Source organism: Paenibacillus sp. 7523-1 (genome assembly GCF_002276415.1).
Classification (GTDB): Bacteria; Bacillota; Bacilli; order Paenibacillales; family Paenibacillaceae; genus Paenibacillus; species Paenibacillus illinoisensis_A.
In genome coordinates this window covers 113,371-139,629 of the sequence record NZ_NPBR01000017.1, presented here as the reverse complement: position 1 = coordinate 139,629, position 26,259 = coordinate 113,371, and the positions used below count along the sequence as shown (strand labels likewise).

Below are 26,259 nucleotides of genomic sequence, written 5' to 3'. Positions count from 1 at the left end.
TTTTAGCAGAGTGGGAAGGTAGGGAATGCCGTGGAAGTAGCTGACCATTATATTCAATTGCGTATGGCGTTTCCGAACGTTCAAGATGATGAAGAATGGCCAACGACGATTGGAGAGCTGGCACAGCATTTGTGCTGCACCATGCGTAACATGAATTTGATTATGAACAAGTTCATGGATAACGACTGGATTGGGTGGAGTCCGAGGCGTGGTAGAGGGAAGAAGTCCTTGCTGGTCTTTCAGGCACCGCTGCTTGATGTAGCCCGTGAACGTTTTGATCGCCTGCTGCAGGGCAACAGGCTGGAAGAAGCCTATCAGCTGGCCGCGAGTCTGCCTTTTTCGTTGCGGGAAATGTTAATGCAGGGTCTGCAGGAACAGTTTGGTCTTCGTTCAGACCAGGGTACCATGGGAAGGATGGATATCCTGCGGATCCCACAGAACTTTCCGTTTGAGACCTTGGATCCTACCCGGGCTGCCATGTGGGGAGAAGTGGGCATTGTCGCAGAGGTATTCGATCGCCTGGTACGCTATAATGCTGAGCGTCGCATCTGTGAACCAAGTCTTGCCGTGGCATGGGAGAGCAACCTTGAAGGAACAGAATGGACATTTTATCTTCACAAAGGTGTTCTATTTCATCATGGCAGAATACTGGATGCAGAGGATGTGAAGTTCACATTTGAACGAATCCTTGAGGATACCGGCAATCCCTGCCGGCCGCTGTTTGGCACCATTGCGAAGATCGAGACATTTGATGAGCTGACGGTTCGTTTTACATTATCTAGCTCAAACTTCATGTTCCCGGATCTGATGAGCAGCATGTGTGCGTCGATTTTGCCGCGGGATGTGGAGTTCGACCGGATGCATCCTGTTGGAACAGGCCCTTATCGTTTAACGAAGAATCACCCCAGACTACTCGTTTTGGATGTATTCCCTTCCTATTTCAGAGGACGTGCCTACATTGATCGGGTTGAGGTGTGGCAGCTCCCGCAGTCCGCACTCGTAGAGTCGGTGATCAAGCAGGATTTGTTTCCGGATGGAGCGCCTCATGCGGTACAGCATGAAGTTCAGGGCGGAGTATATATGACGTTTAATATGCGAAAAGAAGGTCCACAGCAGGATCTTTATTTTCGCCAGGCTGTGCAGCAGCTGCTGAATCAACAGGAGATGATGGATGCGTTCCGGGATACGCGTAATCAGCCTGCATACAGCCTGGTTCGGGATAATTATGGGGATACGAGGGAAGTAGAGATGGGCAGCTTGCCTATACAAGAGAAACGAATGAGGACACAGGATTTCATCACAGATTCCTCATTGGCCTTTGCGGAAGAACTGCTTAAGCGAAGCAGCTACGCGGGCCAGACGCTGCGGTTATGGGTAGAGGATGGGCAGAAAATGGAGACGGACATGCTCTGGTTTGTACAACGCTGTGAACGGATCGGACTGCATATCGATATCGTTCCAGGTGATCCCGTAAGTGCGGTTTACCATGATGAATTCAGGTCATGTGATCTCGTCTATACGGGGGAAGTGTTCGATGATCATGTCATGCTGAGCCTGTTCATCATGTTTACCTTTCAGAATACATTGTTTCTGGTTGCCATGGATGATGATCGGAAAAAGGAGTTAGACAAGGAATGCAGGCGCATCGTAGGAATTCGGGAAGGTGGCGAACGATTGGCAGCACTGCTGGGGGTAGAGGCCAAACTGATCAAGGAAGCGCTGCTGCTGCCCACATATCGTTTCAAGGAGGAACATGCTCATCATGCCTCACTTCGTGATTATAATGTGGTGGGGTATGGGATGCCTGATTTACGCCGTCTGTGGGTGAAACGCAAACCGGACGCTGATCATAAGGAAGCAAGTTATCCGGCCTACATCCCGCTGTGGTAAGTGATACACAGCGGGATGAGCCTTGTAGTGAGCCGCTACTCTTCGCTTTACTTCATAAACTCAATAGGTTTCGCACCCGGTTCCATCAAGAAAGGAATGGAAATGGAATGCGTGTTATTTTCCTGATCGATTTGGAAAGTAAACGTGATTTTGAGTCCAAATAAAACAAGCAGGACGGAAAAGGTATCATTCCCTGTGTATTCCATGGGCATTTCAATCTCGTTAAATATCGCTTGTAAGCCGTCATCTTTCAGTTGAATGGACAATTCTCCGTATCCGGCATGAACATAGATACCTGCGTAGGTAATTAAAGGTCGGTCAAGGGGCATAATTTTTGTATCATCTTGTGCATCATCCGTTTTTTCCTCATCATCGTTCACTGGTTCTGCAGCGGGATCCAACGCTTCTGGCGTATCCGTAATTGCAGATTCCATTGGCTCCCCGCCACTCATTAACTTGGCCATCTTCTCGCTCCAATCCACAGGTTCCATTCCAAGCAATCGGTCTATGATGTTAAAGGTTACAGTGTAGGGGACAATGCTTCCATTCGTATTGCACAGTACTACAATCCCGATCTCTTCTTCCGGCAAAAAGGCGACCTGTGAACTAAAACCATCAATAGCGCCCCCATGATGAATTAACGAATGTCCACGATAAGGTTCGATGAACCAACCTAATCCGTAAGTGCAGACAGGCATCTCTGGACCATGAAACGGAGAATCACAAGGCATTTGCGGACTGTGTAATGTTTCCATTTGTTCCTTGGAGACGAGCTGCTGTCCATCATGCTGCCCCTGATTCAATTGCAAGCGCAGCCAGGCTATCATGTCTTCCAAATTGCTATTCATGGAGCCTGCCGGACCGATTGCATCGATGTTTCGATACGGAATTCGTACATTTTCGCCGTCTTTCTCCATATAAGGAACAGCAAAATCAGGCTGGAGCTGCATTTCCTCCACAGAGAACAAACTGGATGTCATCCCTAGAGGCTCAAACAGGTGATCCTGAACGACGTTCTCCCAGGTTGTTTCCTTCAACTTTCCGACGAGAAAGCCCGCAGTCATGTACATCAGGTTTTGATATTGCCACTTATTTCTGAAATCCTCATTGGGCTCGAGATACTGTAGAGCGTTGACGAGCTGCTCTCTGGTCCGTGCAGAGTTGTACCATGCCATTTCATGCCTGGGTAGTCCGGAGCGATGACATAACATATCACGAATGGTCAGGCGTTCCGTAGCCACAGGATCGAACATTTTAAAATCATCCATATACGTTTTAACAGGCGCATCCCAGTTCAGCAGTTCTTGATCGACTAACAGTGCAGCGATTGTTGCCGTAAAAGCTTTTGTACTGGACCCGATGGCAAAGAGAGTGCTTGGTGTTACTTCGAGTTTGGATTCCAGGTCGCGATACCCATAGCCTTTTTGCCAAATGACCTCATTCTTGTGAATTACAGCGACCGCTGCTCCAACACCCTTCCAGGTATGCAGCTGTTCAGCTACGAATTCATCCAGTCCGTCCAGTAATGAGCGATGTTTTGTGGTAGTCATTATGATCCCTCCAATAAAAATATGAAGTGTGTTGAAACCAAGAAATCAAAACTCGTATGTAGTTGTCATCCAAGAAGTTGTTCATTATCAACTATGCCTTTTCTGGATAAAGTTAACATCGGACCCGAGACTGATTTGCCTGTTATCACTTGTCCTAACAAGGGAATAGAAAGCTTGTCAAACCAGTCCGCATAAATCGAACAAGTCCCTCATAGACATGTACTAATCAAGTAGGGGTTCTGCTGTACGCACAATCCTGAAGTGAAAACATTGTGCTAAAGGGGATGATGTCATGCGCCGAATATCATGGATGCTTGCCATGGTATTGGTCTTATCGGCCTTACTTGCCGCCTGCGGGAAGAAGGATGCGGCAGCCGTGGTCAAAGATCTGAACGAAGTCGTAGGAGAGATGGAGAGTTACCAGGGAGCAGGTGTTATGACACTGCATACTGGAGATACGCCGCAGCAGTATAAGGTCGAGGTGTGGCATCAGAAGCCTTCATATTACCGAATTGCGCTTACCAACGCCAAAAAGGATGTCACCCAGATTGTACTGCGCAACGATGAGGGAGTATTCGTCCTGACACCAAGCCAGAACAAAAGCTTCCGGTTCCAGAGCAACTGGCCGGATAACCAGGGTCAAGTTTATCTCTATGAGACACTGATTCGCAGCATCACAGGTGATACAACACGTCAGTTCGCAGATGAGAAGGAGAGCTACGTATTTGATGTAGCTGCCAATTATAATACGCACGCACTGGTCAGACAGAAAATCTGGCTCAACAAAAGTGATTATGCACCCAAACAGGTGGAGGTCTCAGACTCCAATGCAAACGTCGTCGTAGACGTTAAATTTGACAGCTTCAAATTCGGTGCAGAATTCGGCAAAGATGCTTTTGATATGCAGCGCAACATGACAGCAGGCACAGAAGGAAATAGCGGAACAGACACAACGAATCCGGCCGAGCAGGCAGGAGAGAATGGTACCAAGGAGCCAGCAAGCTCCGAAACTGCCCCAGGTCAAGAACCGACAACAGGTTCTGCTGAAGATGTCACTGATGGACAAACCGGTGTGAGCGAGAACCCGGATCAACAGGGAGCTCAGGACCCGGCGAGTGGTGAACCAGGCACAGAGGAGCCTACTATGACTGAACCGGAAGGAGCCGGCAGCTTTGGCGTGATCGAACCAACATACGCCCCGGAAGGCGTCAAGCTGAAGGATGACCAAATTGTGGAGGAATCCGGCGATTACTCGGTCATGCTCCGCTACGAAGGAACGTATAATTATACGATTTTCGAAGCCAGACCGCAGGATAGAGCTGTTTCACTCGCACCATCCCGCGTAGTGGATCTTGGATTCACTTTGGGAATGATTAGTGGAGACGCATTACAGACGTTAACATGGATGACCGATGGAATTGAATATAGAATCACGAGCGCGGATCTGCCGGAGAGTGAAATGGTTCAGATTGCAACATCGATGCAGGAGCAGTCAGGTAAATGATGTAATAGGTATAGTCGTTAGGGCATTAGGAATGCTAAGGAGCATCGGGGACTTGTTCTCCGGTGCTTTTTGATGTACACAGTTAGGTTGCCGCAGCATATGATGGAGAGGAAAAGCAGGACGTTTCGTAATGGGTATTGCTTGAGAAATGAATAGTGAAATGGGCAGGTTGACCCAATAAATACAAAACACGCTTATATGCGGGATGAACCGGGTAAGTAATCGGTATAGGCAGAGAGAGATGGCGTGAGGCTGCATTTTGAACTCATGTCCGTATCGCTTATCAGCCTGTTTCTTCATCCGCTTCCGGCTTCGACATTATGCTGGGCACACTTTTTGAGTTGCAGTTATTCTGCTCATTTGACAGTCACATGCTTGAGCATTACGATGGAGTCTGATATGTGAGCCGGATTAAGATGACTAGAGAAGGTGACAGAACGTGCAAGGACAATATCGGCCGACCCAAGCGGAAATCAACTTGGATCATTTGAGTAGCAACGTAGACGCTTTCCGCTCGGTTCTGCCCGAAGGCATGAAGTTTCTAGCTTGTGTCAAGGCGAACGCTTATGGACATGGAGCTGTGGAGACGGCCAGAGAACTGGAACGAATCGGAGTGGATTATCTGAGTGTCGCTTTTCTGGACGAAGCGCTTGAACTGCGACGAAACGGAATCAAGGCTCCGATCTTGGTATTGGGTTACACACCGCCTGAGGGTATTGCTGTAGCCAGGGAACAAGATGTGACCATAACCCTGTTCAGCAGGGAAGTGCTTGAAGCGATTCGTGCTCTGGACACAGGATCGTCTCAAAACCAATTGAAGGTTCACATCAAAATCGACAGCGGTATGGGACGTCTGGGTCTGCTGCCCGGTGATGAAGCTATTGCTTTCATACAGGAAGCAGCAGCAATGGATCAGATCCTGCTCGAAGGCATGTTCACTCATTATGCCAAAGCGGATGAAGAAGACAAGACCTATACACTGGAGCAGTATCGACGGTTTCAAAGCGTGGTTGAAGCGCTGCGGGATCAGGGATGTGTCATCCCGATTATACATACGGCGAACAGTGCAGCTGCCATTGATACACCGGAATTATCCTACAATATGGTACGAGTGGGGATCAGTCTGTATGGGCTGTACCCTTCGGCCGAGGTGAATCATCAGGTAGTGAAACTGGTCCCGGTATTGACACTGAAGACGAAAGCGGTTCTGGTCAAAACGCTGCCGCCTCATTGGGGGGTCAGCTACGGAACCCGTTATGTGACACAAGGGAACGAACGAATTGCGACCCTGCCTATCGGCTATGCAGACGGATTTTCAAGAATGCTGACAGGTAAAGCTCAAGTGCTTGTACGTGGCCGCCGCGTTCCCGTCGTCGGTACGATCTGCATGGATCAGTGTATGGTGTCGCTGCAATCTTTCGCTGAAGAGGCGGAAGAAATTCAAGCCGGCGAAGAGGTTGTCCTCATCGGTCACCAATCTGATGGTGTGATTACCGCAGATGAAGTGGCCTCCCAGCTTGATACGATTGCCTATGAGGTGATCTGCATGATGGCTCATCGGATTCCACGAATCTATTTCCGGAACGGTGTTGAAGTCGCCAAGGTTAATCCTCTTTTGACATCCTGACAGGTTAACTGGACGCTATTACCAATAAACTTTTTTTCGGAACGGAAGGAAAAGTGTCGGAGCATCTCGAATGTTGTTATATTGACGAGGATGAAAAATCCTGAAAAGAGATGTTTGGTCTGTACGAATATTGCCCCCCATGTTTATAATGGAGTACAGCATACTTGATATACTCGGGGCATATATATTCCTTTGTATAAAAGTTCTGGAAAAACGTAATACTGGTTCACAATGGCGAAAGGTTTGTGGGGGTGGAAGATAGGTGGCCAACTTGCAGAACACCAAGCGGATTATGATCAGTTTGCCTGATCATCTCCTGCAGGAAGTGGATGGCATCGTAGCGCTGGAGAATTCCAACCGCAGCGAATTGATTAGGCAGGCCATGAAGCTGTATTTGACCGAACGGAAGAAGCGTTACATCCGTGAGTCCATGCAGCGCGGATACATGGAGATGGCAAAAATTAATCTGACCATGGCATCCGAGGCCTTTCACGCGGAGGAAGATGCGGACAGCACTCTGGACCGCTTAGTTAGCGGGGTGTAGACATTGATCGTAAAACGCGGTGACGTTTTTTTTGCGGATCTTTCTCCCGTTGTCGGTTCGGAGCAAGGTGGAGTCAGGCCGGTGCTGGTCATCCAGAATGACATCGGTAACCGGTTCAGTCCAACGTGTATCGTGGCGGCTATTACCGCCCAGATTCAGAAGGCAAAGCTGCCGACACATGTCGAAATTGATGCTGCGGCTCATGGCTTTGACCGGGACTCTGTGATTTTGCTCGAACAAATACGGACGATTGACAAACAAAGACTGACTGACAAGATTACCCATCTGGATGAGGAGACCATGAAATTGGTCAATGAGGCGTTGCAGATTAGTCTTGGTTTGATCGATTTTTAGGTTGCATGGCACCTGGTTTGGGCTGCCATCAATCCGCCCGTAGCGGGATGTTCCTTGCGGGGAACACACAATTACAGACAACATTTCAGAGGAGCGTATCGCGGCCCAAGGGCTGTGGTACGCTCTTTTGTCAGAACAAAAATGAAAGCGTAGAACATTGGCGCGCTTTTCGCTATAATGGAACCTGAGAAACCGTTTACGCCAAAGACGTATATAGAGGTGGAGGAGACATATGAGCATTTATATCAATGAAGAGAAACTACAATTTCATTTACAAACCCGCAAGGCAAGTTACGTATTCCAGGTGCTTCCTTCGGGATATTTGGTACATCTGTATTATGGCAAAAAATTACGCGACTCCGATCTGAGCTGGCTCCATGTTCGGACAGAACGCGCTTCCTTCAGCCCGAATCCGGTACCTGAGGATCGGACGATCTCATTTGATACCCTGCCACTGGAGCTGCCTGTTTACGGGACAAGTGATTTCCGTAACCCGGCCGTACAGCTTCAACTGGAGAATGGTTCAAGTGTCTCGGAATTCACATATGTTGGCCATCGGTTGGAGAAAGGCAAACCTGCTCTTCAGGGGTTGCCGGCGACTTATGTGGAAGCTGCAGACGAAGCTGACACACTTGTTATTGAAATGGAGGATCGCGTGGCAGGAGTCCGCATCGAGCTCTCCTACACAGCTTATTCGTCCTTTAATGCCATTACGCGGTCAATGCGTATCATTAATGAGAGCGCTACCTCGGTGAATGTGGCTCGTGCACTAAGCACTTCCGTAGATTTCCCGCATGCTGATTATGAACTGCTGCAGCTGTCAGGTGCATGGACGCGGGAACGCGATATTGTTCGTCGCCCACTGGCTTCTGGCTTGCAAGGCGTGGAAAGCCGCCGTGGTTCAAGCAGCCATCAACAAAACCCGTTTATCGCGTTGATGACGCCAGGCACGGATGAAGATCAGGGAGAAGTGTACGGCTTCAGTCTCGTATACAGCGGAAGTTTCACAGCGCAAGCAGAAGTGGATCAGTTCCACACCACGCGTGTATCACTCGGCATTAACCCGTTTGAGTTCAGCTGGAAGCTGGAATCCGGAGAAGATTTCCAAACACCTGAAACGGTCATGGTCTATTCGGATGCAGGACTTGACGGCATGTCCCAGTCTTATCACGAACTTTATCGCGAACGGCTTGCTCGCGGCAAATTCCGCAATGCAGAGCGTCCGGTATTGGTGAACAACTGGGAAGCGACGTATTTTGGTTTTAATGCAGATAAAATTGAACAGATTGCGCGTGCAGGGAAGCAGCTCGGCATCGAGCTGTTTGTATTGGATGACGGCTGGTTCGGACATCGTGACAGTGACAACTCCTCACTGGGTGACTGGATTGTGGACAAGAACAAACTGCCTCAAGGTCTGGATGACCTGGCGAACCGTGTAACCGCACTCGACATGCAGTTTGGATTGTGGTTCGAGCCAGAGATGATCTCGCCGGACAGCGAATTGTATCGCAAGCACCCGGACTGGTGCCTGCATGTGCCTGACCGTCGCCGGACAGAGGGCAGACAGCAGTTGGTGCTGGATTTCTCCCGCCAAGACGTTCGGGATGAAATCGTCCGTATGCTGAGCGACGTATTGGGATCTGCGCCGATTTCGTATGTGAAATGGGACATGAACCGGAATATGACGGAGATCGGCTCTGCGCAGCTGCCTGCGGATAGACAGCGTGAGACAGCTCACCGCTATATGCTTGGATTATACGAAGTGATGGAACGGATTACATCCTCATTCCCTAATATTTTGTTTGAAAGCTGTTCAGGTGGTGGCGGTCGTTTCGATCCGGGTATGCTGTATTACATGCCGCAAACGTGGACAAGCGACAACACGGATGCTGTATCCCGTTTGCGCATTCAATACGGGACAAGTCTCGTGTATCCGGTAAGTTCCATGGGATCGCATATCTCGGCCGTACCGAATCATCAGGTTAACCGCATTACATCGCTGGAGATCCGCGGACATGTTGCCATGTCGGGCAACTTCGGCTACGAGCTTGACCTGACACGTTTCACAGAAGAAGAGAATGCCATTGTGAAGGCTCAAGTGGAGCTGTACAAGGAGATTCGGGGCACCATTCAGTATGGCACGTTCCGTCGTCTGCTCAGCCCGTTTGAGGGTAACGAAACGGCATGGATGTTTATCGCACCAGATGGAAGCGAAGCGGTTGTATTCTATTTCCGCGTGTTGTCCGAGCCGAATGCTCCTCTCCAACGTCTGAAGCTGAAAGGATTGGATCCTGACGCCGATTACCGCCTGAAGGGCAGCACCGAGACGTACACGGGCGATGCATTGATGTATGGCGGAATTTCCGTAGGCCGTGCCACAGGAGATTATTTGAGCGAGATGTTCCGTTTCGAACGGGTATAGGTAATCCTGCGTTTAATGCAGCGCTTTTCGGGGAAGACCGGAATACGTCGGGGTGACGTTTTTCGGTCTTTTCTTATGGGTTACGCGAAGCGATGAACCATAAACTTCACTGTAAGAACTTGTAACTGGTAGGAATGCTGGAAAACTGAGCGGGATTTTGTGATAATATAGGGAAGAGCAATCTGCATGCGTGCAGGTTCGATACTGTGATTACAGCAGCATAGCTGCCCTGAACATGCTTAATCTGAAACGATTCAGGAAGGAAAGAGGGATTTATTTGTCTGAACAGGGAACGGTTCTGGAACCCAATGAAGAAACAATAAAGGCAGAACGCCAGGAAAGAATCATCAAACAGGTAGCCAAGGAACTGTCACTGGCCTTGAAGCAGGTGCGCACGACGTCAGAGCTTCTGGAAGAAGGCAATACGATTCCGTTTATCGCCCGCTACCGTAAAGAAATGACTGGAGAGCTGGATGAGAACCAGCTGCGACTGATTGAGGAACGTCTTGTATATCTGCGTAACCTTGAGGATCGCAAAGTGGAAGTCATCCGTATTATAGAAGAACAAGGTAAATTGACGGGAGAACTGAAAAAGTCCATTACCCAGGCTGTAAAGCTGCAGGAGGTAGAGGATCTGTATCGTCCTTATCGCCAGAAGCGCAAAACACGTGCCAGCGTAGCCAAGGAAAAAGGTCTTGAACCCTTAGCTGTATGGATCTGGAGTCAACCGAAACAGGGGGATGTGCTCGAAGAAGCTGCGCGTTACATCAATGCAGAGCTTGGAGTGGATGATGCAGAAGCAGCCCTTCAGGGAGCCAAAGATATTCTCGCCGAGAACATCGCTGATGATGCTGCCATTCGTGCGTGGATTCGTCGCTATACGCTGGATCATGGCATGTTGACTTCGGAAGCGAAGGATGCGGAACAGGAATCGGTCTATGAGAACTACTATGATTATCGTGAATTGGCCAAAAAGATGCCTCCGCACCGGATTCTCGCCATTAACCGCGGGGAGCGCGAGAGCATTCTGAAAGTAGGTCTGGAGGTTCCGCCTGAACCGGCCCATCGTCATATGGAAGGTCAGATCATCAAAGGTGCATCTGCAGTACAGGATGTATTGCGCACTGTTATTGAAGATGCCTACAAACGTCTGATTGCACCTTCAATTGAGCGCGAAGTCCGGGCAGAACTGACGGAAAAGGGAGAGAGCCAGGCAATATCCGTGTTTTCCGCCAATCTGCGTAACCTGCTGCTTCAGCCGCCGATTCATGGCAAACGTGTGCTTGGTGTCGACCCTGCTTATCGTACGGGCTGCAAACTGGCTGTAGTAGATGATACGGGCAAACTGCTGGAAGTCGCTGTTACGTACCCGACGCCACCACACAACAAAAAGCGCGAAGCAGCCGAGGTATTCCACCGGATGATCAAGCAGTATGACATCGGACTGATTGTTATCGGTAATGGTACAGCTTCCCGTGAAACGGAACAGTTTGTAGCCGAGATCATTCAGGAAAATGGCGATGAGAGTCTCGTGTACCTCATCGTTAATGAAGCAGGAGCAAGTGTGTATTCCGCTTCCAAGCTGGCGCAGGAGGAATTCCCGGATCTGGACGTAGCCGAACGCAGTGCAGCTTCCATTGCCCGTCGTGTACAGGATCCACTGGCTGAACTGGTGAAAATTGATCCAAAGGCCATTGGCGTAGGCCAATACCAGCATGACGTTTCTCAAAAGATTCTGGAGGAAAGTCTGAAAGCGGTCGTGGAATCGGCGGTTAACCATGTAGGCGTGGATGTGAATACGGCTTCGCCATCGTTGCTGTCCTATGTGGCCGGCGTGAATGCGACGATTGCCAAAAACATTGTGAAGTACCGCGAGGAAAACGGACGCTTTACGAACCGTCGTCAGCTGCAGAAGGTACCACGTCTGGGCGCCAAAACCTATGAACAATGTGTAGGTTTCATGCGCATTGGTGAAGGTGAGAATCCGCTGGATCGTACACCGATTCACCCGGAATCCTACAAGGTCGTCGATCAGTTGTTCAAAGAACTTCAGGTGGAACTGGACAAGTTGGGCAGCAAGGAGCTGTCTGTACTTCTATCCGAACAGCAGCCTGAACAACTGGCTGTGAAACTGGACGTGGGTGTGCCTACCCTGCGCGACATTCTCGACAGCTTACAGCGCCCGGGACGTGACCCTCGGGAAGAAATGCCGCTGCCTATTTTCCGTACGGATGTCCTTAAAATTGAGGATCTGGTTGAAGGCATGGAACTCCAAGGTACCGTTCGCAACGTAATTGATTTTGGTGCCTTCGTCGATATCGGGATCAAGAGTGATGGACTTGTCCATATTTCACAGCTGAGCAACGGTTACGTCAAGCATCCGATGGATGTTGTTTCTGTCGGTGATAATGTAACGGTATGGGTGTTGAATGTGGATACCAAAAAGGGCCGGGTCGGCCTGACCATGAAAAAGCCTGCTTCGAAGCAGACTTCGTAGTCCCATGACCCGAGAACAGCCTTCCCAGTTGTGGGAAGGCTGTTTGTTGTCGGCTCGAATGGTGTTGTCGACCGTTCCATATTCTTCGAATGAGTTAATATAGGAAGAGAGAATGGGCTGTATACATGAAGAGTGATGTCAAGTTCTAGAGTTCACGATCCGCGCTGCGCGGTGTGCCATTTGCAGGTTTGTTTCGGTAAAAGAACCAGCATTCGTTCAGCAGCTTGATCTGTCTGCTGTCTTTCTTGTGAAATGCACGCATCAGTTGATTGCAAAGCCATTGAGGCAAAGGGATCTCCTCCTCTTGCATAATTCATCTGTACGTTAGCATATGTGGCAATAGCCTGGACTGTGCGGATTAAGCCGCGCGGAACGTGTAAAAAACATTGTCCGACTTGTCAACCGACCTGTCGATTCAGATAAAATAAAAAGCGCAAATCCAGTTACGGAAATGCGCTTACAGGTTAGGACGTGTACATTTAGAAAACGATAAATGAATCAGAGTGTTTCCATTTCTTCTTCGTACCATTGTTCGAGCTGAGCTTGAAGGGCCCGAATTTCGGTGAGTAAGGAAATCAAGGGATAATGCGTCTCGCGCAGTTTGGCGAAACTATGCTCAAGCGCATTGATGTAATCCAGCCCTCCGGTGATACTGAGCTGCTCGTTCAGAAGATCAAGGTCGTCACATTCAGCGATGGCCCAGGGCAGTACAGGTACATCCGCTGCAGTAAGTTTATCAACCTCTTTGTGCAGACGCAGGTTGAGTGCACTGAGTTGATAGGCATAATCAGCGGGCATTTCAACAAACTCTAATTGCTGTTCCTGCTGCAGGATGACATAACGCATTGTAGGCATAACGTGTAATAATCTCCCCTCATACATTCTACTTGACAGTGTAGCCTACGAAACGGTTAAAATTCAAGTATTATACCGGAAAATGGAGCGGTCCAAGGGGTGAGAAAGGAGGGGAACCGGGTGGATAATGCTGAGCTGCAGCAGTGGATTGAGCAGGTATCGCTGGATCATTTCGGGGTTCCGTTTACCCACGAGGCCTTGTTTAATCGACGTCTGACGACAACCGGCGGCCGATATATGTTGAAGAGTCACCGAATTGAGATTAATCCACATCAGCTTGAGGCATACGGGCGGGATGAGGTCGAGAAAATTATAAAGCACGAATTGTGCCACTACCATCTGCATATTCGCGGACGCGGCTATCGCCACAGGGACCCGGAATTCAAGGCTCTTCTGCAAAAGGTAGGCGGTTCGAGGTTCTGTCAGTCTCTTCCGGATGGCAAGGGCAGAAAGCCGCAGCCTTATCGGTACAAGCTGGTATGCAAGAGCTGTGGAACAGAATATCTGCGTAAACGAAAAATGGATCCCAAACGGTACAGATGCGGCCGATGTGCCGGCAAGCTGGCTCTTCAAACCATCTCTAACGAGTAGTGTTCATCCTAATGGATATAACGGGCTTGAAGAGGGGATGCAATATACCGGTATGAGCTGTATTTTCTCCCTTTTTTACAGTTAGCAATAAAGTATAGTTAAGATGTTGACTTGGCTTATTAATCATGATAAATTATGTTTATTCGAGATTATTCCCTGATAGCTCAGTTGGTAGAGCACTCGACTGTTAATCGAGTTGTCACAGGTTCGAGTCCTGTTCGGGGAGCCATTTCTTGGAGAGATACCCAAGTGGCTATAAGGGGACCCTCTGCTAAGGGGTTAGACTGCGTAAGCGGTGCGAGGGTTCGAATCCCTCTCTCTCCGTATTGAATACACGAATAGAATCCCCTTCACATGGACCGTTGATCGGTTCGTTGTGAAGGGGATTTTTTGGTGTAGATCTTCCTTTGGTGAGAGCTGCAACGTAAACCTGCCTACAGCGAGATCCCCAAAACCTCGTATAAACCCTTCTTGCCAGCATCCGTAACTTCAACAGAGCGGCTGCCAGACTTCTTCCGGGTCCACTCAAGCTGCGAAAGTCTGCGTTCCAATTGTTCCCCCAGCAGTCCGGATATGTGGTGACGCCGCTCGCTCCAGTCCAGACATTTGCGGGCGATGGCACGTCTTGATCCCAGTTTCACCTGAAGATCAATTCCGAATGAAGTAAACCATTGTCTTCCTTTCTCCGTAATGTGATAATCCTTAGCCTGATCTGCTTCCGGCTCCAGTAGATATTCCTCCCGCAACAATGCATCGCACAGTGCAATCCCAAGCTTACCAGCAAGGTGTCCATAACAGGTACGAGCAAAGCTAAGATGCTGGAGCTGATTGGACTGTTTGAGTGACCTTACCTGAACAGGAGGAGCGATACTGCCCATCGTTTCTATCAGAAAGGCAATCTCCTGGCCAGCCAACCGGAAGTAGCGATGCCGGCCTTGCCGTTCAACAACTAACAGCCCGCCTTCTACAAGTTTGGCAAGGTGGTTGCTCGCGGTTTGAGGTGTGACACCAGCCATATAGGCAAGTTCGCCTGCAGGCAGGGACTGTCCACCCAGTAGTGCTTCGAGAAAGACAGCGCGACTCGGATCGGCAATTAATGACGCGATAACAGATATATTTGGATATGCATTCATACTTCGATGATACTTGAACTGTTGGCGTATTACAATTGGGACAGGCCACCGCAGACTTCAAACATTGAGGGGCCAAGAATGTGAGACAGGAGATGGAGCAAACCAATGAATTTCGAAAACGCGAGTAAACGATCTGCTGAGGAGGTAGTAATGGACCAGCATGAGACAATTAACCCAAGCATTTTATATTATGGAACACCCGTACTTCTCTTGAGCACCTTAAACGAGGATGGGTCAACGAACCTGTCGCCATTGTCCTCTTCTTGGGCGTTGGGGGATTGTCTTGTTCTCGGCTTGGGCATCCAGGGAAAAGCCTATGAGAACTTGAAAAGACATCCTGAATGTGTCATAAATTTGCCGGATGCGTCCATGTGGAGAGCAGTCGAATCTCTGGGGCGTTATACGGGTACATATCCGGTTCCTGAGGAGAAAAGACAGATGGGCTATGAATTTTGTTCGAAGAAATTTGAAGCAGCCGGGTTAACCGCTCAGGATTCGCTTCGGGTTAAACCTCTGAGAATAGCTGAGTGTCCGGTTCAGATTGAGGCATCTGTACAGCATATCCGTACCCCAGAGCATACGCCTTTTATGGCTGTAGTCGAAGTGAAATCGCTGGAGGTACATGCACATAAGAAGCTTATATCTGGACTGAATAAAATTGATCCAGCAAAGTGGAACCCGTTAATCTATAATTTCCGCCATTATTACGGATTAGGAGAGCGACAAGGGGAGAACTTCCGAGCTGAATAGGTATCGCTGGAAACAGAAAGGATAGAATCATACCATTTTTGTAATTATGGGTAATAAGAGAAATTTAAGTGGAGGCCGTACAGGTCTCTTTTTTTGTGCCTACTGAAATAGAAGGAAGTTGCTGTGTGGATTAATTATTGGAGAGGAAATGGGTAAATAGTAAAGAAGGATACATGTAAGCATATACATAAGCGTATTGCATCCATCCAGTAAGTGATGATCCATCTGCAAAATGCTGACATAAGAGAGGTGGCTTGAGAATGGAAATGGAATATTTGATGCGAGTTCTCATAGCGGGGATCTGCGGGGTCCTTATCGGGTATGAACGCAAAAACCGGATGAAAGAAGCGGGAATACGGACTCATTTTGTGGTCGCTGTTGGTGCAGCGTTAATGATGATTGTCTCAAAGTATGGATTTCAGGATCAGGCAGGCTGGGCTAATCTGTCGCTTGATCCTTCCCGGATTGCAGCACAGGTGGTTAGCGGTGTAGGGTTCATTGGGGCCGGAATGATCTTCACGCAGCGTCATACCGTTCGGGGATTGACGACAGCTGCCGGCATCTGGGCAACAGCAGGCATGGGACTGGCTGTGGGTGCTGGACTCTATTGGACGGGAGCAGGTGTAACCCTGCTGATCGTGCTCGCACAGATGCTGCTGCATCGGCCGACACGCTGGCTGGTTTCTGGGAGAACAGAAACGTTAACCATTCGCCTGGAGCAGGAAGCAGACAGCCTGAAAGCCATATTGGCACTGCTGGGGCAGGAAAAGATTTCGGTCATCGGATTCAGGACGGAACAACAAACAAGCACAGGCTCGGCTCAGGAGACTGTGCTTGAATTCACCGTTCAGATGCCCGGGTCCTTCCGGGGAGAACAGTTGATTGTGCTGCTGCAGGATGTGCCGCATGTGAAATCCGTCGAGTTAAAGTGAGAGCTCGTGCGATTTCCTGACAGGACCGAATTTATTGACCGCCTTCAGCAACGATTTCGGGCCGGGAGATCGGTTTGCCGTCCAGTACAGAGTGAATGGCATGGGCTACACCGTGTTCCACATTGGTCAATGTTATAGCTTTGGCAAGGGCTTGAATCTCCGGTTCACCATTGCCCATGGCGATGCCGAGTCCGGCCATTTTCAACATGGAAACATCATTGAAATTGTCGCCGATAGCTGCCGTATCTTCCATGGAGACATTGAGATGGGCTGCCAGTTTAGTGAGAGCATTGCCTTTGGACACATCGGGATGCTGCATTTCGAAATTGTGTTCAGAGGATACCACCATTGCGACATCCGATCTGGAGGCAAAGTAGGCTCTTCCTTTCTGCAATTGATCCGGGTCAAGTGAGAAAGCCATGATGTTGTAAATGTAAGCTTCTGCAGGAATCTCCTGATGGGAATGAACGCGATGGTAGTCTTTCTTGTCGTAATGCTTCTTAACGGCGCGAATCAGGCGCTCAACGTCCTCGCCAGGACTTGTTCCCAAGATCCGGTCCATCTCGGCAAGCATCGTATCGTGGCTGCTGATTGGGGCGTATATTCCCTGCTGAGTGGACGCTTCATAATAGCACTCATGATCTTCGAGCCACTGCATGACGGATGCTGCTGTCTCACGTTCGAGCGGAAGATGATACAGACGGTTCCCTTCAGCGTCATGAATCGTGGCACCATTGGACCCAATGACAGGAGTGTTAATCCCGCCTTCTTGGCAAATGCCGACAACGTCCGAATAGACGCGTCCCGTTGCAATTGTAACTTTTAATCCTTCTTGCTGGGCCCGGTGAATAGCGGCTGCATTTTCCGGGCTAATCTGACTGTCTCTGTTTAGCAGTGTTCCATCCAAATCCGTAGCAAATAATTTCATCACCTTACAACTCCTTATCTTCTGTTGGTTCAGGAATGAGAATCTCAACCTGTTGTTCATTCAAAAAGTTACGCCATTCGTCTGATGGCCATTGGTCGGTAATCAGTACATCAATCAGTGACCAGTCGGCAAAACGGTACCCGTAACGTTTATCAAATTTGGAATGATCTGCGAGCACGAAGACTTCTTTGGCCGCCTGCATCATTTTTTGCTTAATCTTGCCTTCTTCTTCGGAAGCACTGAATCCATCCATCGTAATCCCGCCAATACCGATAAAGGCTTTATCCACGTAATAATGAGAGAGTGTTTCGATCACCGAGGCGCCGTAAACATAACGTTGTTCCTTGTCGACTTTGCCGCCAAGTAAACGAATATGGACAGCCGAGTGATTGGAGAGAAGATCTGCGGAATGAATGGAATTGGTGATGACTGTACATGACTTTCCATTCAGATGCTCAGCACAAGCCTGCACCGTCGTGGAAGAATCCAAAATGATGTTTTCACCTTGGCGGACCATGGCTGCAGCGAGTTTGCCTATAGCCCTTTTTTCTTCCGAAACATGGAGCAGGCGATCCTTGTATGAGATATATTCACGGGGAGGAGAGGGGAGGATGGCGCCGCCCCGTGTTCGGATAATGGCGTCCTGTTCTTCCAGCTTAATCAGATCCCTTCGAGCCGTGTCCCGTGAGACGTCAAAAAGGGTAACGATCTCGTCTGCCGAGATCCGGTTGTGTTTGCGAAGATGTTCAATAATCAGCTGCATTCGTTCTTCCTGAAACAAGCATGCCGCCTCCTTACTAATGAGTGACCGTACTACTGATAACCTAATTATAAGTATTTGTAATTTGATTTGCAATATTTTAAGTGAACATAAGTTTTTATAAGTGTTTTGATATTACTTTAACATGATTTAATGATTCTGATGACATTGATATGAAATTCAGATCTCTCAAATGGTAGAGCCAGTTAAACGAGCCTAAATTTTATTGAAAAATGATCTTTAAAAAAACGCTAGATAAAAAAATAAAAAAAGTGTTGCACTATTTTTATGTGGTGTGGTATACTCATTCTTGTCGCCAAGAAAGACAACTTGTTAACAAGGCCCGTTGGTCAAGGGGTTAAGACACCTCCCTTTCACGGAGGTAACAGGGGTTCGAATCCCCTACGGGTCATATCTTCACCACCTTTTTAATAAGGAAACCTCGCAAGTCATTGTTCTTAAACCAAGAGATGATATGGCACATCGGTGAAGTTACAGCAAGAGCCATTAGCTCAGTTGGTAGAGCACCTGACTTTTAATCAGGGTGTCGAAGGTTCGAGCCCTTCATGGCTCACCATTTATACAATTGAATATGCGGTCGTGGTGGAATGGCAGACACGCTATCTTGAGGGGGTAGTGGGTGTATACCCGTGGAGGTTCGAGTCCTCTCGACCGCATTACATGTAAACGTTAAGGAAGTAGACTCTCGTGGATATCCATGAGAGTCTATTTTTATTTTTTCATATATCTATGTGAAAACTGCTCATGGATGAAGAAGGGCTGAGGATTAATATCTGTTGTGGTATAATTGTCTATATAATGTTGCCGGAGAATTACGTTATGGTGCAAGATATGGATTTTAGATATTATGGTTGGAAGGCGGTCCTGTATGCAGTCGATATATGAGCGAATTGAACACCTGATTGCCGAGCGAGGGATGACAAAGAAAGCATTCTGTCAACAACTGAAGATCAGCACCGGGAATCTGGGTGATTGGAAACGTGGAAAGTCGATTCCAAGCACGAATAAACTGATTGAGATCGCTGCGTTTTTTGATGTGAGTCTGGACTGGCTCATGATTGGACGTCCATCCAAGGAAGCGATGGTACGGGAAAAACGGGAGGATTATTTTTTTGGCGTGTTGCGGCAATTGGATTGCCAGGAGAGTGAATTATCGACCGAAGAGCAGTCTTTTATCAGCGAATATATTGAATTTACCCGTTATCGCAAGTCCAAGGAAAGTAGAAATGCTGCTGACTTTCGATATAAAGAAGATGATAAACCTGAAACGGATGAATCGATCTAATGCAAAACCTCTGAATCAATCCGGATGATTTCCGGAAATGTTCAGAGGTTTTTTTTGTATTCATGTGAGATGATTGTAGTCGTCTTCATCTCTGACTTCATCAAATTATGATGTGCAGTTCATTTGCGAAACGTAAGATTCTCGTTGCCTAACAGCTGCGGTCGAATGGTATTCCAAATGTGCAGGCATTGTTCCTGAAGTTCCCAGGCAGCCATGCCGAGCAAACGGACGCCGATCCCTCCGCTCGCGAGCAGGCTTGCACCAGCGAGCATTCGACCATCCGGAGGCAGTGCAGACCTGATGCTTTCCAGTTCCGCTGTCCCCAGTCCAGGAGCGATCATCCACAGGGCCGCAGTATGGGTGAAATCCAGCAATGCAGCTGATTTTTGTGGATCATCGCGTGAAGGTTCCATTCCGAATCGGTCCCACACAGCAAGCTGGTCCCCTTGCCATATTTCGGTTGAATTTCGATATTTGCTGAACTCAAAAGCCTCACCCCGGTGAATTCGTCCGGCTGACCAAACATCCGCATAAGCGAGAATAGCCTGTTCTTCCAGATGGAAGGTGGCGGTAAGCGAAGAAGAACTACCTTTGAATGGGATTACACATTCCGGGAAGTATTCTAGCACAGCACCTTTCCTGATCTGGAAGTGATGGTTGACCGACGAGGGAAGTGAAGGCGTAGGGTGAAGGCGTGTCGCTGATGTACTGCTCAGCATCACATGGGTGCCTTCACCCAAATGCCACTCGGAATGATAATGATCCCCGTTAAGAACACCGGGAGAGACGTCTGATGTGTAGAGGCATAACCCATTGCTGTTCCCCGGTGGGCGAAAGGAGCGACTGAACCGGAGAGGTGCGCTGTAATAACGATCTGTCATGATCGTACGTCCCTCTTGAAGGGCAAATGTGGCTCGAAGCTCGCTGCGTCGTATCACCGCTCCTTCAGCACGAATGCCCAACTTCGTTTCGGCTCCTTCTGATACGGGGGATGAATTAATGGCTGTGGGCTGAGCCGTGGTCATGGCTGTGTGAATGCAGATGCGCAGCGGCTGCATCGTCATCCATGTATTGGTGCTCAAGCCAGTGAATGATCTCGGATACACCTTCACCGCTCATGAGATTCGACATCACATATGGGCGACCTTCGCGTACCCGCTCGGTATCATCCTTCATCACCTGTAAACTTGCGCCAACATAAGGTGCAAGGTCTGTTTTGTTGATCAGCAGCAGGTCTGAGCGGGTAATGCCTGGACCGCCTTTGCGAGGAAGTTTTTCCCCTTGGGCAACGTCAATGATGTAGATGAACACATCTGCAAGTTCCGGGCTGAATGCAGCAGAGAGGTTATCGCCGCCGCTCTCAATGAAGATTAATTGCAGATCAGGAAAACGCTCGACCAATTCGTCTACGGCTTCAAAATTCATTGAGGCATCTTCTCGAATGGCTGTATGCGGACATCCGCCTGTTTCAACGCCAATAATGCGCTCTGGCGCAAGAGCGTTCTGGCGCAGCAGGATTTCGGCGTCTTCCTTGGTATAAATATCGTTTGTGATGACGGCCAGACTATAGCGTGTACGCAGCGCCTTCGACAGCTTCTCCACAAGGGCAGTTTTGCCAGAGCCTACCGGGCCTCCAATACCAATTCGCATTGGTCTGCTGCGATCAAATGCCTTACGTTCCCACTCCGGATGATGCGTATGATTAGCTCCTCCACACATAACAAATTCCTCCTTGGATTATCGGCTTATTTTAATAGAAAGTTGTAGCTTATAAATATGGGTATCAGGACATAAACAGCCGGGCTGGTAAGCTTTCGTGCCGCATGGCGTAGATTTCCTGGGCAATACCGAAACTGTGCATATCTTCCGGGTTGTCATCCCGAATTCGAATCCATTCGGATTCGATATCATCGAGCAGTTTCTGAATGAGCATCTGTGCCTCGGTTTGCCCAATCGGCAGGAGGCGCAGTGCGCTGTTGACATAAGCATTCACTGAGGTATACAAGTGACCGGTAACGGCCTCGTCTAATCCGATTTTCAACTGATAAAGGATATAACCGTGAATGGTAGTAATCCCGCAATAGGCACCATGCGCCTGCACAGCCTCATCAATAAGTGAGAAGTCCATCCAAGGATAGAGAGAACGGGCAAGTTTCAGCAGCCGCTTTCCCATCTTATGGCCGCTTTCCCTAATCTCCCGGGGGGTTCGCTGGGCGTGAACCCGCTTATCATAGAGAGCGAGTAGAGCGGAGTCTTGTTCCTCCATTGCTTGGTAAACGCCTTTGATAGCAAGTCCATCGATCCGAATCAGGCTGGAGTGAAGCTGGCTGCGAATGAATTGTTCAAGCTCGGTGATTGTTCGAATGGTGCCGTCATGCGTGTATGCTTCCAGACCGAAAGAGTGGGAGAACCCGCCGATGGGCAGGGCCGAGTCGAGCAGTTGAACATATCGAAGCAGCTTCGTACCACTTTGCATCATGCCAAGCGTCCTTTCTTTGCTTCTGTCTTATTTCCCTTCCAACCAAAATCCGATATAAAAATAATGTAAGGATATAGATTGGACATGATTTTACACAATAATGAAGAGGGGAGTACGAACCTGAAGAAGTGAAACGCTTGCCTTTATAACTAGATGTCAAAACATGAAGTAGCGCTGTGCCATCGGCAGCTCATCCGCAGGTTCGCAGGTAAGCAGTACCCCATCGGCTCGAACCTCATACGTCTCAGGGTCGACTTCAATGTGAGGTGTCACATCGTTGTGGATCATATCCTTTTTACTCACTGAGCGGCAGCCTTTGACGGCTTCCACGCGCTTGTTTAATCCAAGTGTCTCCTTGATGCCTGCATCAGCAGCAGCTTGGGAGACGAAAGTAATGGACCCTTTGGCGATAGCTCCACCGTATGACCCGAACATCGGTCTGCCGAACACGGGCTGAGGTGTCGGGATGGAAGCGTTCGGATCACCCATCTGAGCAAAAGTGATCATACCGCCTTTAATCACCATTTCGGGCTTGACCCCAAAATAGGCTGGATTCCAGACGATCAGATCCGCTAGCTTGCCTACTTCCACAGAACCGACGATATGGCTGATGCCATGAGCGATGGCAGGATTGATCGTATATTTGGCGACATATCTTTTGATGCGGTCGTTGTCGGAAGGGGAATCTGATTTCAATTCCAGCTTGCCGCGCTGTTTCTTCATTTTGTCTGCGGTCTGCCAGGTACGGATAATGACCTCGCCTACCCGGCCCATGGCCTGGGAGTCAGAGCTGATAATGCTGAAGACACCGAGATCATGCAAAATATCTTCTGCTGCAATGGTCTCTGGGCGAATCCGGGAATCGGCAAAAGCAACATCCTCTGGAATCGCCGGATCCAAATGGTGGCACACCATCAACATATCGAGATGTTCTTCAACTGTATTCCGAGTATAAGGACGCGTGGGGTTGGTTGAAGAAGGAATCACGTACGATTCACCGGCAGCGCGGATAATGTCTGGTGCGTGTCCGCCGCCTGCACCTTCCGTATGATACGTGTGAATCGTGCGGCCGTTAATGGCAGCAAGTGTATTCTCCAGAAATCCAGTCTCATTCAGGGTGTCGGTATGAATGGCTACCTGGATATCATGCTCTCCGGCGGCAGTGAGGCAGGCGTCGATGGCGCTTGGAGTCGTTCCCCAATCCTCATGCAATTTTAAGCCGATGACACCAGCTTCGATCTGTTCAATAAGTGGAGGGGTGGTAGAACTATTGCCTTTGCCCAGATAACCAATATTCATAGGAAAGGCTTCAGCGGACTCTAACATGCGGTGAATATGCCAGGCTCCAGGTGTGCAGGTCGTTGCTTTGGTGCCTGTCGCTGGTCCTGTACCTCCGCCGATCATGGTAGTTACTCCGGAAGACAGGGCAGTTTGAATCTGCTGCGGACAAATAAAATGAATGTGGGTATCGATTCCGCCTGCGGTGACAATCATGCCTTCGCCGGCGATGATCTCGGTTGAAGCGCCGATCACAAGGAGTGGATCGACCCCGTCCATCGTATCCGGATTACCGGATTTGCCAATCGCACAGATGATTCCGTCGCGGATGCCAATATCTGCTTTTACAATACCCCAATGATCGATAATGATGGCGTTCGTAATGACAGTATCCGGCGTACCGTGGCTGCGAAGAGCGGTTGCGGACTGGCCCATGCCGTCCCGGATGACTTTTCCGCCTCCGAATTTGCTCTCATCCCCGTATACAGCGTAATCATGCTCAATCTCTGCCCAGAGCTCCGTATCTGCCAGTCTTACGGCATCCCCGGTTGTTGGACCGAACATGGAAGCATATTGTTCACGAGACATGCGTTTCATGCTGGATCTCCTCCGTCCTGTGATGGCGTGGGGGCAAAAGCCTTCAGGAAGGCTTCGAGTTTCTGCGGGTCTGGAGGCTGGTCTGCCGACCCTTCTGTTAATCCGTTAAATCCATAAATCTGTCGTTTGCCGCCAAAAGTGGTGAGTTCAACCGGCTTTTCTTCCCCGGGTTCGAAACGAACGGCGGTGCCTGCAGGGATATGCAAACGATGTCCGAACGCTGCGGTGCGGTTGAAGTCCAGAGCGGCATTTACTTCATAGAAGTGAACATGAGAACCGACCTGCACGGGTCGATCACCGCGGTTCAAGACCATTAATCGTATCGTTTGGCGATCGGGATGACAGACAATCTCATCCGGTTTCAATCGATATTCGCCTGGAATCATGGCATTCTCCTGCCTTTCTCAGCGTATGGGTTCATGCACGGTAACCAACTTGGTCCCGTCAGGGAATGTAGCTTCCACCTGTACCTCGGGAATCATATCAGCAACTCCCTCCATACAATCATCCCGTGTAAGGATTGTACCGCCATATCTCATCAAATCCGCTACGCTCATTCCATCCCGCGCTCGTTCCATGAGCTCGGAGGTTAACAAAGCGATGGCTTCGGGAACATTTAGCTTCAATCCGCGTCCTCTGCGTTCGCGGGCGAGATTGGCGGCTACGGTAATCAGCAGTTTTTCTTTTTCCTGCTCCGTCCAGTGCAAGGGCCATCCGACCTTTCCCATAAAAGTATATATCTTCATGTATCATGTTATATGTTAAATATACTCACACAGGGTGACCCTTTGTCAATAAGGTTTGAAACATATTAGCAGCATGCATGAAACAAGTAGGCGTAAAATAAAATTATGTAAGCATTATTGACATGAAGAGTTGGAGACTCCATAATTTGGATCAACGAACATTTCGGTGTTAAATGACCTTAATGTTCGTCAATAGACTAAAAAAAGGGAGTGTAGGCTATTGAAGAAGAGATCGGTCAGATTATGGGGGATTTTGCTGGGGGCGGTCATTGCTTTAACGGGATGTGTGGAAGGTGGAACGCCACCTGAGACTTCGAATTCCGGTGGAACAGGGGAGGTCGCTGCGTCCGATGAGACGATCAAGGTAGGCATTCTTCATTCCTTGAGTGGAACGATGGCAATAAGCGAGGTGTCTGTCAAGGATGCCGAGATGCTTGCGATTGAAGAGATCAATGCAGCTGGTGGTGTCCTTGGCAAACAGATTGAGCCTGTCATTGAAGATGGGGCCTCGGATTGGCCGACTTTTGCGGAAAAGGCCGGGAAGCTGCTTCAGCAGGATAAGGTGGCCGCTGTTTTTGGCGGATGGACCTCGGCGAGTCGAAAGGCGATGCTCCCAGTGTTCGAGCAGAATAAAGGGCTTTTATTTTATCCGGTGCAGTATGAAGGACTGGAGTCATCTCCCAACATTTTTTATACAGGTGCAACAACAAACCAACAAATTGTTCCTTCCGTAACCTGGTTGCTCGAGAATAGGGGCAAAACATTTTATCTCCTTGGCTCGGACTATGTTTTCCCGAAAACGGCCAATCAGGTGATCAAGGCTCAATTGGCAGCTGAAGGCGGAGAAGTGGTTGGCGAGGAATACACACCGCTAGGCCATACCGATTACAGTACCATCATAAGCAAAATCAAAGCTGCGAAGCCGGATGTGGTGTATAACACGCTTAACGGGGACAGCAATGTAGCCTTTTTCAAGCAGCTGAAGGATGCTGGAATCACCTCGGAACAGATGACGACGCTGTCGGTCAGTGTGGCGGAAGAGGAAATTCGGGGCATTGGAGCAGATGTGCTGAAAGGGCACCTGGCTTCATGGAACTATTATCAGACAACAGATACTCCAGAAAACAAAACATTTGTTGAGAAATATAAAGAAAAATATGGTGCTGACCGGGTAACGGCTGACCCGATTGAGGCGGGTTACGTAGCAGTGTACCTCTGGAAGGCAGCCGTTGAAAAAGCGGGTTCAACCGATGTGGAGAAGGTCAGAGAAGCAGCAAAAGGATTGGAATTTGATGCTCCCGAGGGGAAAGTAACCGTTGACGGAGAGAATCAGCATATATACAAAACCGTCCGGATCGGAGAGGTGCAGGAAGATGGTCAATTCAAGGAATTGTGGAACTCCGGTTCTCCTGTCAAGCCTGATCCTTATTTGAAAACCTACGAATGGGGAGCTTCCCTAAGCAATCAATAAGCAAGTCCTTCATGTCCAAACTTCTGAGATTACGGATGAGGGTGG

General features: G+C 49.0%; 24 protein-coding genes and 5 tRNA genes. 17 read left to right on the top strand and 12 right to left on the bottom strand.

Annotation, left to right across the window (positions count from 1 at the left end; genetic code table 11):
• Nucleotides 1-30: 30 nt before the first annotated feature.
• On the top strand, nt 31-1,890 hold the full coding sequence (locus CHH60_RS19215) for an ABC transporter substrate-binding protein (protein WP_095360647.1): 1,860 nt from the start codon (nt 31-33) through the stop codon (nt 1,888-1,890).
• 47 nt (nt 1,891-1,937) lie between these two features.
• On the opposite strand, the gene CHH60_RS19210 is transcribed toward CHH60_RS19215, so the two are convergent.
• Entirely contained in the window at nt 1,938-3,440 is a 1,503-nt protein-coding gene (locus CHH60_RS19210; protein ID WP_095360646.1) for a serine hydrolase, read from the bottom strand.
• 292 nt (nt 3,441-3,732) lie between these two features.
• Here CHH60_RS19210 and CHH60_RS19205 point away from each other — a divergent pair, with 292 nt between their 5' ends.
• The 6 genes from CHH60_RS19205 to CHH60_RS19180 all read left to right on the top strand — a co-directional run bounded on the left by CHH60_RS19205 (nt 3,733) and on the right by CHH60_RS19180 (nt 12,388).
• On the top strand, nt 3,733-4,944 hold the full coding sequence (locus tag CHH60_RS19205) for an outer membrane lipoprotein-sorting protein (protein WP_095360645.1): 1,212 nt from the start codon (nt 3,733-3,735) through the stop codon (nt 4,942-4,944).
• 439 nt (nt 4,945-5,383) lie between these two features.
• A complete protein-coding gene (gene alr / locus CHH60_RS19200; RefSeq protein ID WP_095360644.1) occupies nt 5,384-6,571 on the top strand; it encodes an alanine racemase in 1,188 nt (395 codons plus the stop codon).
• A gap of 262 nt (nt 6,572-6,833) precedes the next feature.
• The gene (locus tag CHH60_RS19195) at nt 6,834-7,115 is read left to right on the top strand and encodes a CopG family ribbon-helix-helix protein (RefSeq protein WP_056699650.1); all 282 of its coding nucleotides are present in this window, start codon (nt 6,834-6,836) and stop codon (nt 7,113-7,115) included.
• Nucleotides 7,116-7,118: 3 nt separating this feature from the next.
• Complete coding sequence (locus CHH60_RS19190; protein WP_024630714.1) at nt 7,119-7,469, top strand: type II toxin-antitoxin system PemK/MazF family toxin; 351 nt, start codon at nt 7,119-7,121, stop codon at nt 7,467-7,469.
• 232 nt (nt 7,470-7,701) lie between these two features.
• Nucleotides 7,702-9,891 carry an alpha-galactosidase gene (locus tag CHH60_RS19185; RefSeq protein WP_095360643.1) on the top strand — a complete coding sequence of 730 codons (2,190 nt, stop codon included), beginning with the start codon at nt 7,702-7,704 and terminating at the stop codon, nt 9,889-9,891.
• A gap of 277 nt (nt 9,892-10,168) precedes the next feature.
• Nucleotides 10,169-12,388 (top strand): Tex family protein, encoded by a 2,220-nt coding sequence (locus tag CHH60_RS19180; RefSeq protein ID WP_095360642.1) that lies wholly within the window; start codon nt 10,169-10,171, stop codon nt 12,386-12,388.
• A 145-nt stretch (nt 12,389-12,533) separates the two neighbouring features.
• Here CHH60_RS19180 and cmpA read toward each other — a convergent pair whose 3' ends face one another.
• Entirely contained in the window at nt 12,534-12,677 is a 144-nt protein-coding gene (gene cmpA / locus CHH60_RS19175; protein ID WP_095289070.1) for a cortex morphogenetic protein CmpA, read from the bottom strand.
• Between the two features lie 209 nt (nt 12,678-12,886).
• Nucleotides 12,887-13,243: a hydrolase/acyltransferase gene (locus CHH60_RS19170; RefSeq protein ID WP_095360641.1), complete on the bottom strand. Its 357-nt coding sequence runs from the start codon at nt 13,241-13,243 to the stop codon at nt 12,887-12,889.
• Nucleotides 13,244-13,363: 120 nt separating this feature from the next.
• On the opposite strand from CHH60_RS19170, the gene CHH60_RS19165 reads away from it, so the two are divergent.
• The 3 genes from CHH60_RS19165 to CHH60_RS19155 all read left to right on the top strand — a co-directional run bounded on the left by CHH60_RS19165 (nt 13,364) and on the right by CHH60_RS19155 (nt 14,158).
• Nucleotides 13,364-13,834 carry a SprT family protein gene (locus CHH60_RS19165; RefSeq protein WP_095289073.1) on the top strand — a complete coding sequence of 157 codons (471 nt, stop codon included), beginning with the start codon at nt 13,364-13,366 and terminating at the stop codon, nt 13,832-13,834.
• A gap of 153 nt (nt 13,835-13,987) precedes the next feature.
• Nucleotides 13,988-14,063 (top strand) — tRNA-Asn (locus tag CHH60_RS19160).
• A gap of 6 nt (nt 14,064-14,069) precedes the next feature.
• Nucleotides 14,070-14,158: transfer RNA gene (locus tag CHH60_RS19155), tRNA-Ser, on the top strand.
• Between the two features lie 110 nt (nt 14,159-14,268).
• Here CHH60_RS19155 and CHH60_RS19150 read toward each other — a convergent pair.
• Complete coding sequence (locus CHH60_RS19150) at nt 14,269-14,967, bottom strand: ArsR/SmtB family transcription factor (RefSeq protein ID WP_095360640.1); 699 nt, start codon at nt 14,965-14,967, stop codon at nt 14,269-14,271.
• 150 nt (nt 14,968-15,117) lie between these two features.
• Between CHH60_RS19150 and CHH60_RS19145 the strand changes: the two genes are divergently transcribed.
• Entirely contained in the window at nt 15,118-15,717 is a 600-nt protein-coding gene (locus CHH60_RS19145; RefSeq protein WP_095360639.1) for a flavin reductase family protein, read from the top strand.
• 260 nt (nt 15,718-15,977) lie between these two features.
• Entirely contained in the window at nt 15,978-16,649 is a 672-nt protein-coding gene (locus CHH60_RS19140; RefSeq protein ID WP_095360638.1) for an MgtC/SapB family protein, read from the top strand.
• A 31-nt stretch (nt 16,650-16,680) separates the two neighbouring features.
• Here CHH60_RS19140 and CHH60_RS19135 read toward each other — a convergent pair whose 3' ends face one another.
• Both CHH60_RS19135 and CHH60_RS19130 read right to left on the bottom strand, forming a co-directional pair.
• The gene (locus tag CHH60_RS19135) at nt 16,681-17,577 is read right to left on the bottom strand and encodes a Cof-type HAD-IIB family hydrolase (RefSeq protein WP_095360637.1); all 897 of its coding nucleotides are present in this window, start codon (nt 17,575-17,577) and stop codon (nt 16,681-16,683) included.
• Nucleotides 17,578-17,581: 4 nt separating this feature from the next.
• Complete coding sequence (locus CHH60_RS19130) at nt 17,582-18,358, bottom strand: DeoR/GlpR family DNA-binding transcription regulator (protein WP_095360636.1); 777 nt, start codon at nt 18,356-18,358, stop codon at nt 17,582-17,584.
• A 319-nt stretch (nt 18,359-18,677) separates the two neighbouring features.
• Here CHH60_RS19130 and CHH60_RS19125 point away from each other — a divergent pair.
• The 4 genes from CHH60_RS19125 to CHH60_RS19110 all read left to right on the top strand — a co-directional run bounded on the left by CHH60_RS19125 (nt 18,678) and on the right by CHH60_RS19110 (nt 19,643).
• Nucleotides 18,678-18,749 (top strand) — tRNA-Glu (locus tag CHH60_RS19125).
• Nucleotides 18,750-18,838: 89 nt separating this feature from the next.
• Nucleotides 18,839-18,914, top strand: a tRNA-Lys gene (locus CHH60_RS19120).
• A gap of 17 nt (nt 18,915-18,931) precedes the next feature.
• Nucleotides 18,932-19,014 (top strand) — tRNA-Leu (locus tag CHH60_RS19115).
• A 212-nt stretch (nt 19,015-19,226) separates the two neighbouring features.
• Nucleotides 19,227-19,643 (top strand): helix-turn-helix domain-containing protein, encoded by a 417-nt coding sequence (locus CHH60_RS19110; protein ID WP_095289152.1) that lies wholly within the window; start codon nt 19,227-19,229, stop codon nt 19,641-19,643.
• Nucleotides 19,644-19,762: 119 nt separating this feature from the next.
• Here CHH60_RS19110 and CHH60_RS19105 read toward each other — a convergent pair whose 3' ends face one another.
• From CHH60_RS19105 to CHH60_RS19080, 6 genes are all read right to left on the bottom strand, one after another.
• Nucleotides 19,763-20,725: an urease accessory protein UreD gene (locus tag CHH60_RS19105; RefSeq protein ID WP_176476125.1), complete on the bottom strand. Its 963-nt coding sequence runs from the start codon at nt 20,723-20,725 to the stop codon at nt 19,763-19,765.
• A complete protein-coding gene (ureG, locus tag CHH60_RS19100; protein ID WP_095360634.1) occupies nt 20,640-21,362 on the bottom strand; it encodes an urease accessory protein UreG in 723 nt (240 codons plus the stop codon). The genes CHH60_RS19105 and ureG overlap by 86 nt, the downstream gene beginning before the upstream one ends.
• Before the next feature lie 64 nt (nt 21,363-21,426).
• The gene (locus CHH60_RS19095) at nt 21,427-22,122 is read right to left on the bottom strand and encodes an urease accessory protein UreF (RefSeq protein WP_095360633.1); all 696 of its coding nucleotides are present in this window, start codon (nt 22,120-22,122) and stop codon (nt 21,427-21,429) included.
• A gap of 156 nt (nt 22,123-22,278) precedes the next feature.
• Complete coding sequence (gene ureC / locus CHH60_RS19090; RefSeq protein WP_095360632.1) at nt 22,279-23,997, bottom strand: urease subunit alpha; 1,719 nt, start codon at nt 23,995-23,997, stop codon at nt 22,279-22,281.
• Entirely contained in the window at nt 23,994-24,383 is a 390-nt protein-coding gene (locus CHH60_RS19085; RefSeq protein ID WP_095360631.1) for an urease subunit beta, read from the bottom strand. Before CHH60_RS19085 ends, ureC begins: the two co-directional genes overlap by 4 nt.
• An 18-nt stretch (nt 24,384-24,401) precedes the next feature.
• On the bottom strand, nt 24,402-24,743 hold the full coding sequence (locus CHH60_RS19080; protein WP_375335118.1) for an urease subunit gamma: 342 nt from the start codon (nt 24,741-24,743) through the stop codon (nt 24,402-24,404).
• Between the two features lie 220 nt (nt 24,744-24,963).
• On the opposite strand from CHH60_RS19080, the gene urtA reads away from it, so the two are divergent.
• A complete protein-coding gene (gene urtA / locus CHH60_RS19075) occupies nt 24,964-26,214 on the top strand; it encodes an urea ABC transporter substrate-binding protein (protein WP_095360630.1) in 1,251 nt (416 codons plus the stop codon).
• Nucleotides 26,215-26,259: the final 45 nt, after the last annotated feature.

Bases quoted from the DNA above. Each gene is read 5' to 3' on its own strand.
- CHH60_RS19110 (WP_095289152.1), top strand. From the start codon at position 19,227: ATGCAGTCGATATATGAGCGAATTGAACACCTGATTGCCGAGCGAGGG.
- CHH60_RS19095 (WP_095360633.1), bottom strand. From the start codon at position 22,122: ATGATGCAAAGTGGTACGAAGCTGCTTCGATATGTTCAACTGCTCGAC.
- CHH60_RS19085 (WP_095360631.1), bottom strand. From the start codon at position 24,383: ATGATTCCAGGCGAATATCGATTGAAACCGGATGAGATTGTCTGTCAT.
- CHH60_RS19185 (WP_095360643.1), top strand. From the start codon at position 7,702: ATGAGCATTTATATCAATGAAGAGAAACTACAATTTCATTTACAAACC.
- CHH60_RS19140 (WP_095360638.1), top strand. From the start codon at position 15,978: ATGGAAATGGAATATTTGATGCGAGTTCTCATAGCGGGGATCTGCGGG.
- CHH60_RS19210 (WP_095360646.1), bottom strand. From the start codon at position 3,440: ATGACTACCACAAAACATCGCTCATTACTGGACGGACTGGATGAATTC.
- ureC (WP_095360632.1), bottom strand. From the start codon at position 23,997: ATGAAACGCATGTCTCGTGAACAATATGCTTCCATGTTCGGTCCAACA.
- CHH60_RS19170 (WP_095360641.1), bottom strand. From the start codon at position 13,243: ATGCCTACAATGCGTTATGTCATCCTGCAGCAGGAACAGCAATTAGAG.
- CHH60_RS19080 (WP_375335118.1), bottom strand. From the start codon at position 24,743: ATGAAGATATATACTTTTATGGGAAAGGTCGGATGGCCCTTGCACTGG.
- CHH60_RS19150 (WP_095360640.1), bottom strand. From the start codon at position 14,967: ATGAATGCATATCCAAATATATCTGTTATCGCGTCATTAATTGCCGAT.
- CHH60_RS19135 (WP_095360637.1), bottom strand. From the start codon at position 17,577: ATGAAATTATTTGCTACGGATTTGGATGGAACACTGCTAAACAGAGAC.
- CHH60_RS19145 (WP_095360639.1), top strand. From the start codon at position 15,118: ATGGACCAGCATGAGACAATTAACCCAAGCATTTTATATTATGGAACA.
- ureG (WP_095360634.1), bottom strand. From the start codon at position 21,362: ATGTGTGGAGGAGCTAATCATACGCATCATCCGGAGTGGGAACGTAAG.
- CHH60_RS19205 (WP_095360645.1), top strand. From the start codon at position 3,733: ATGCGCCGAATATCATGGATGCTTGCCATGGTATTGGTCTTATCGGCC.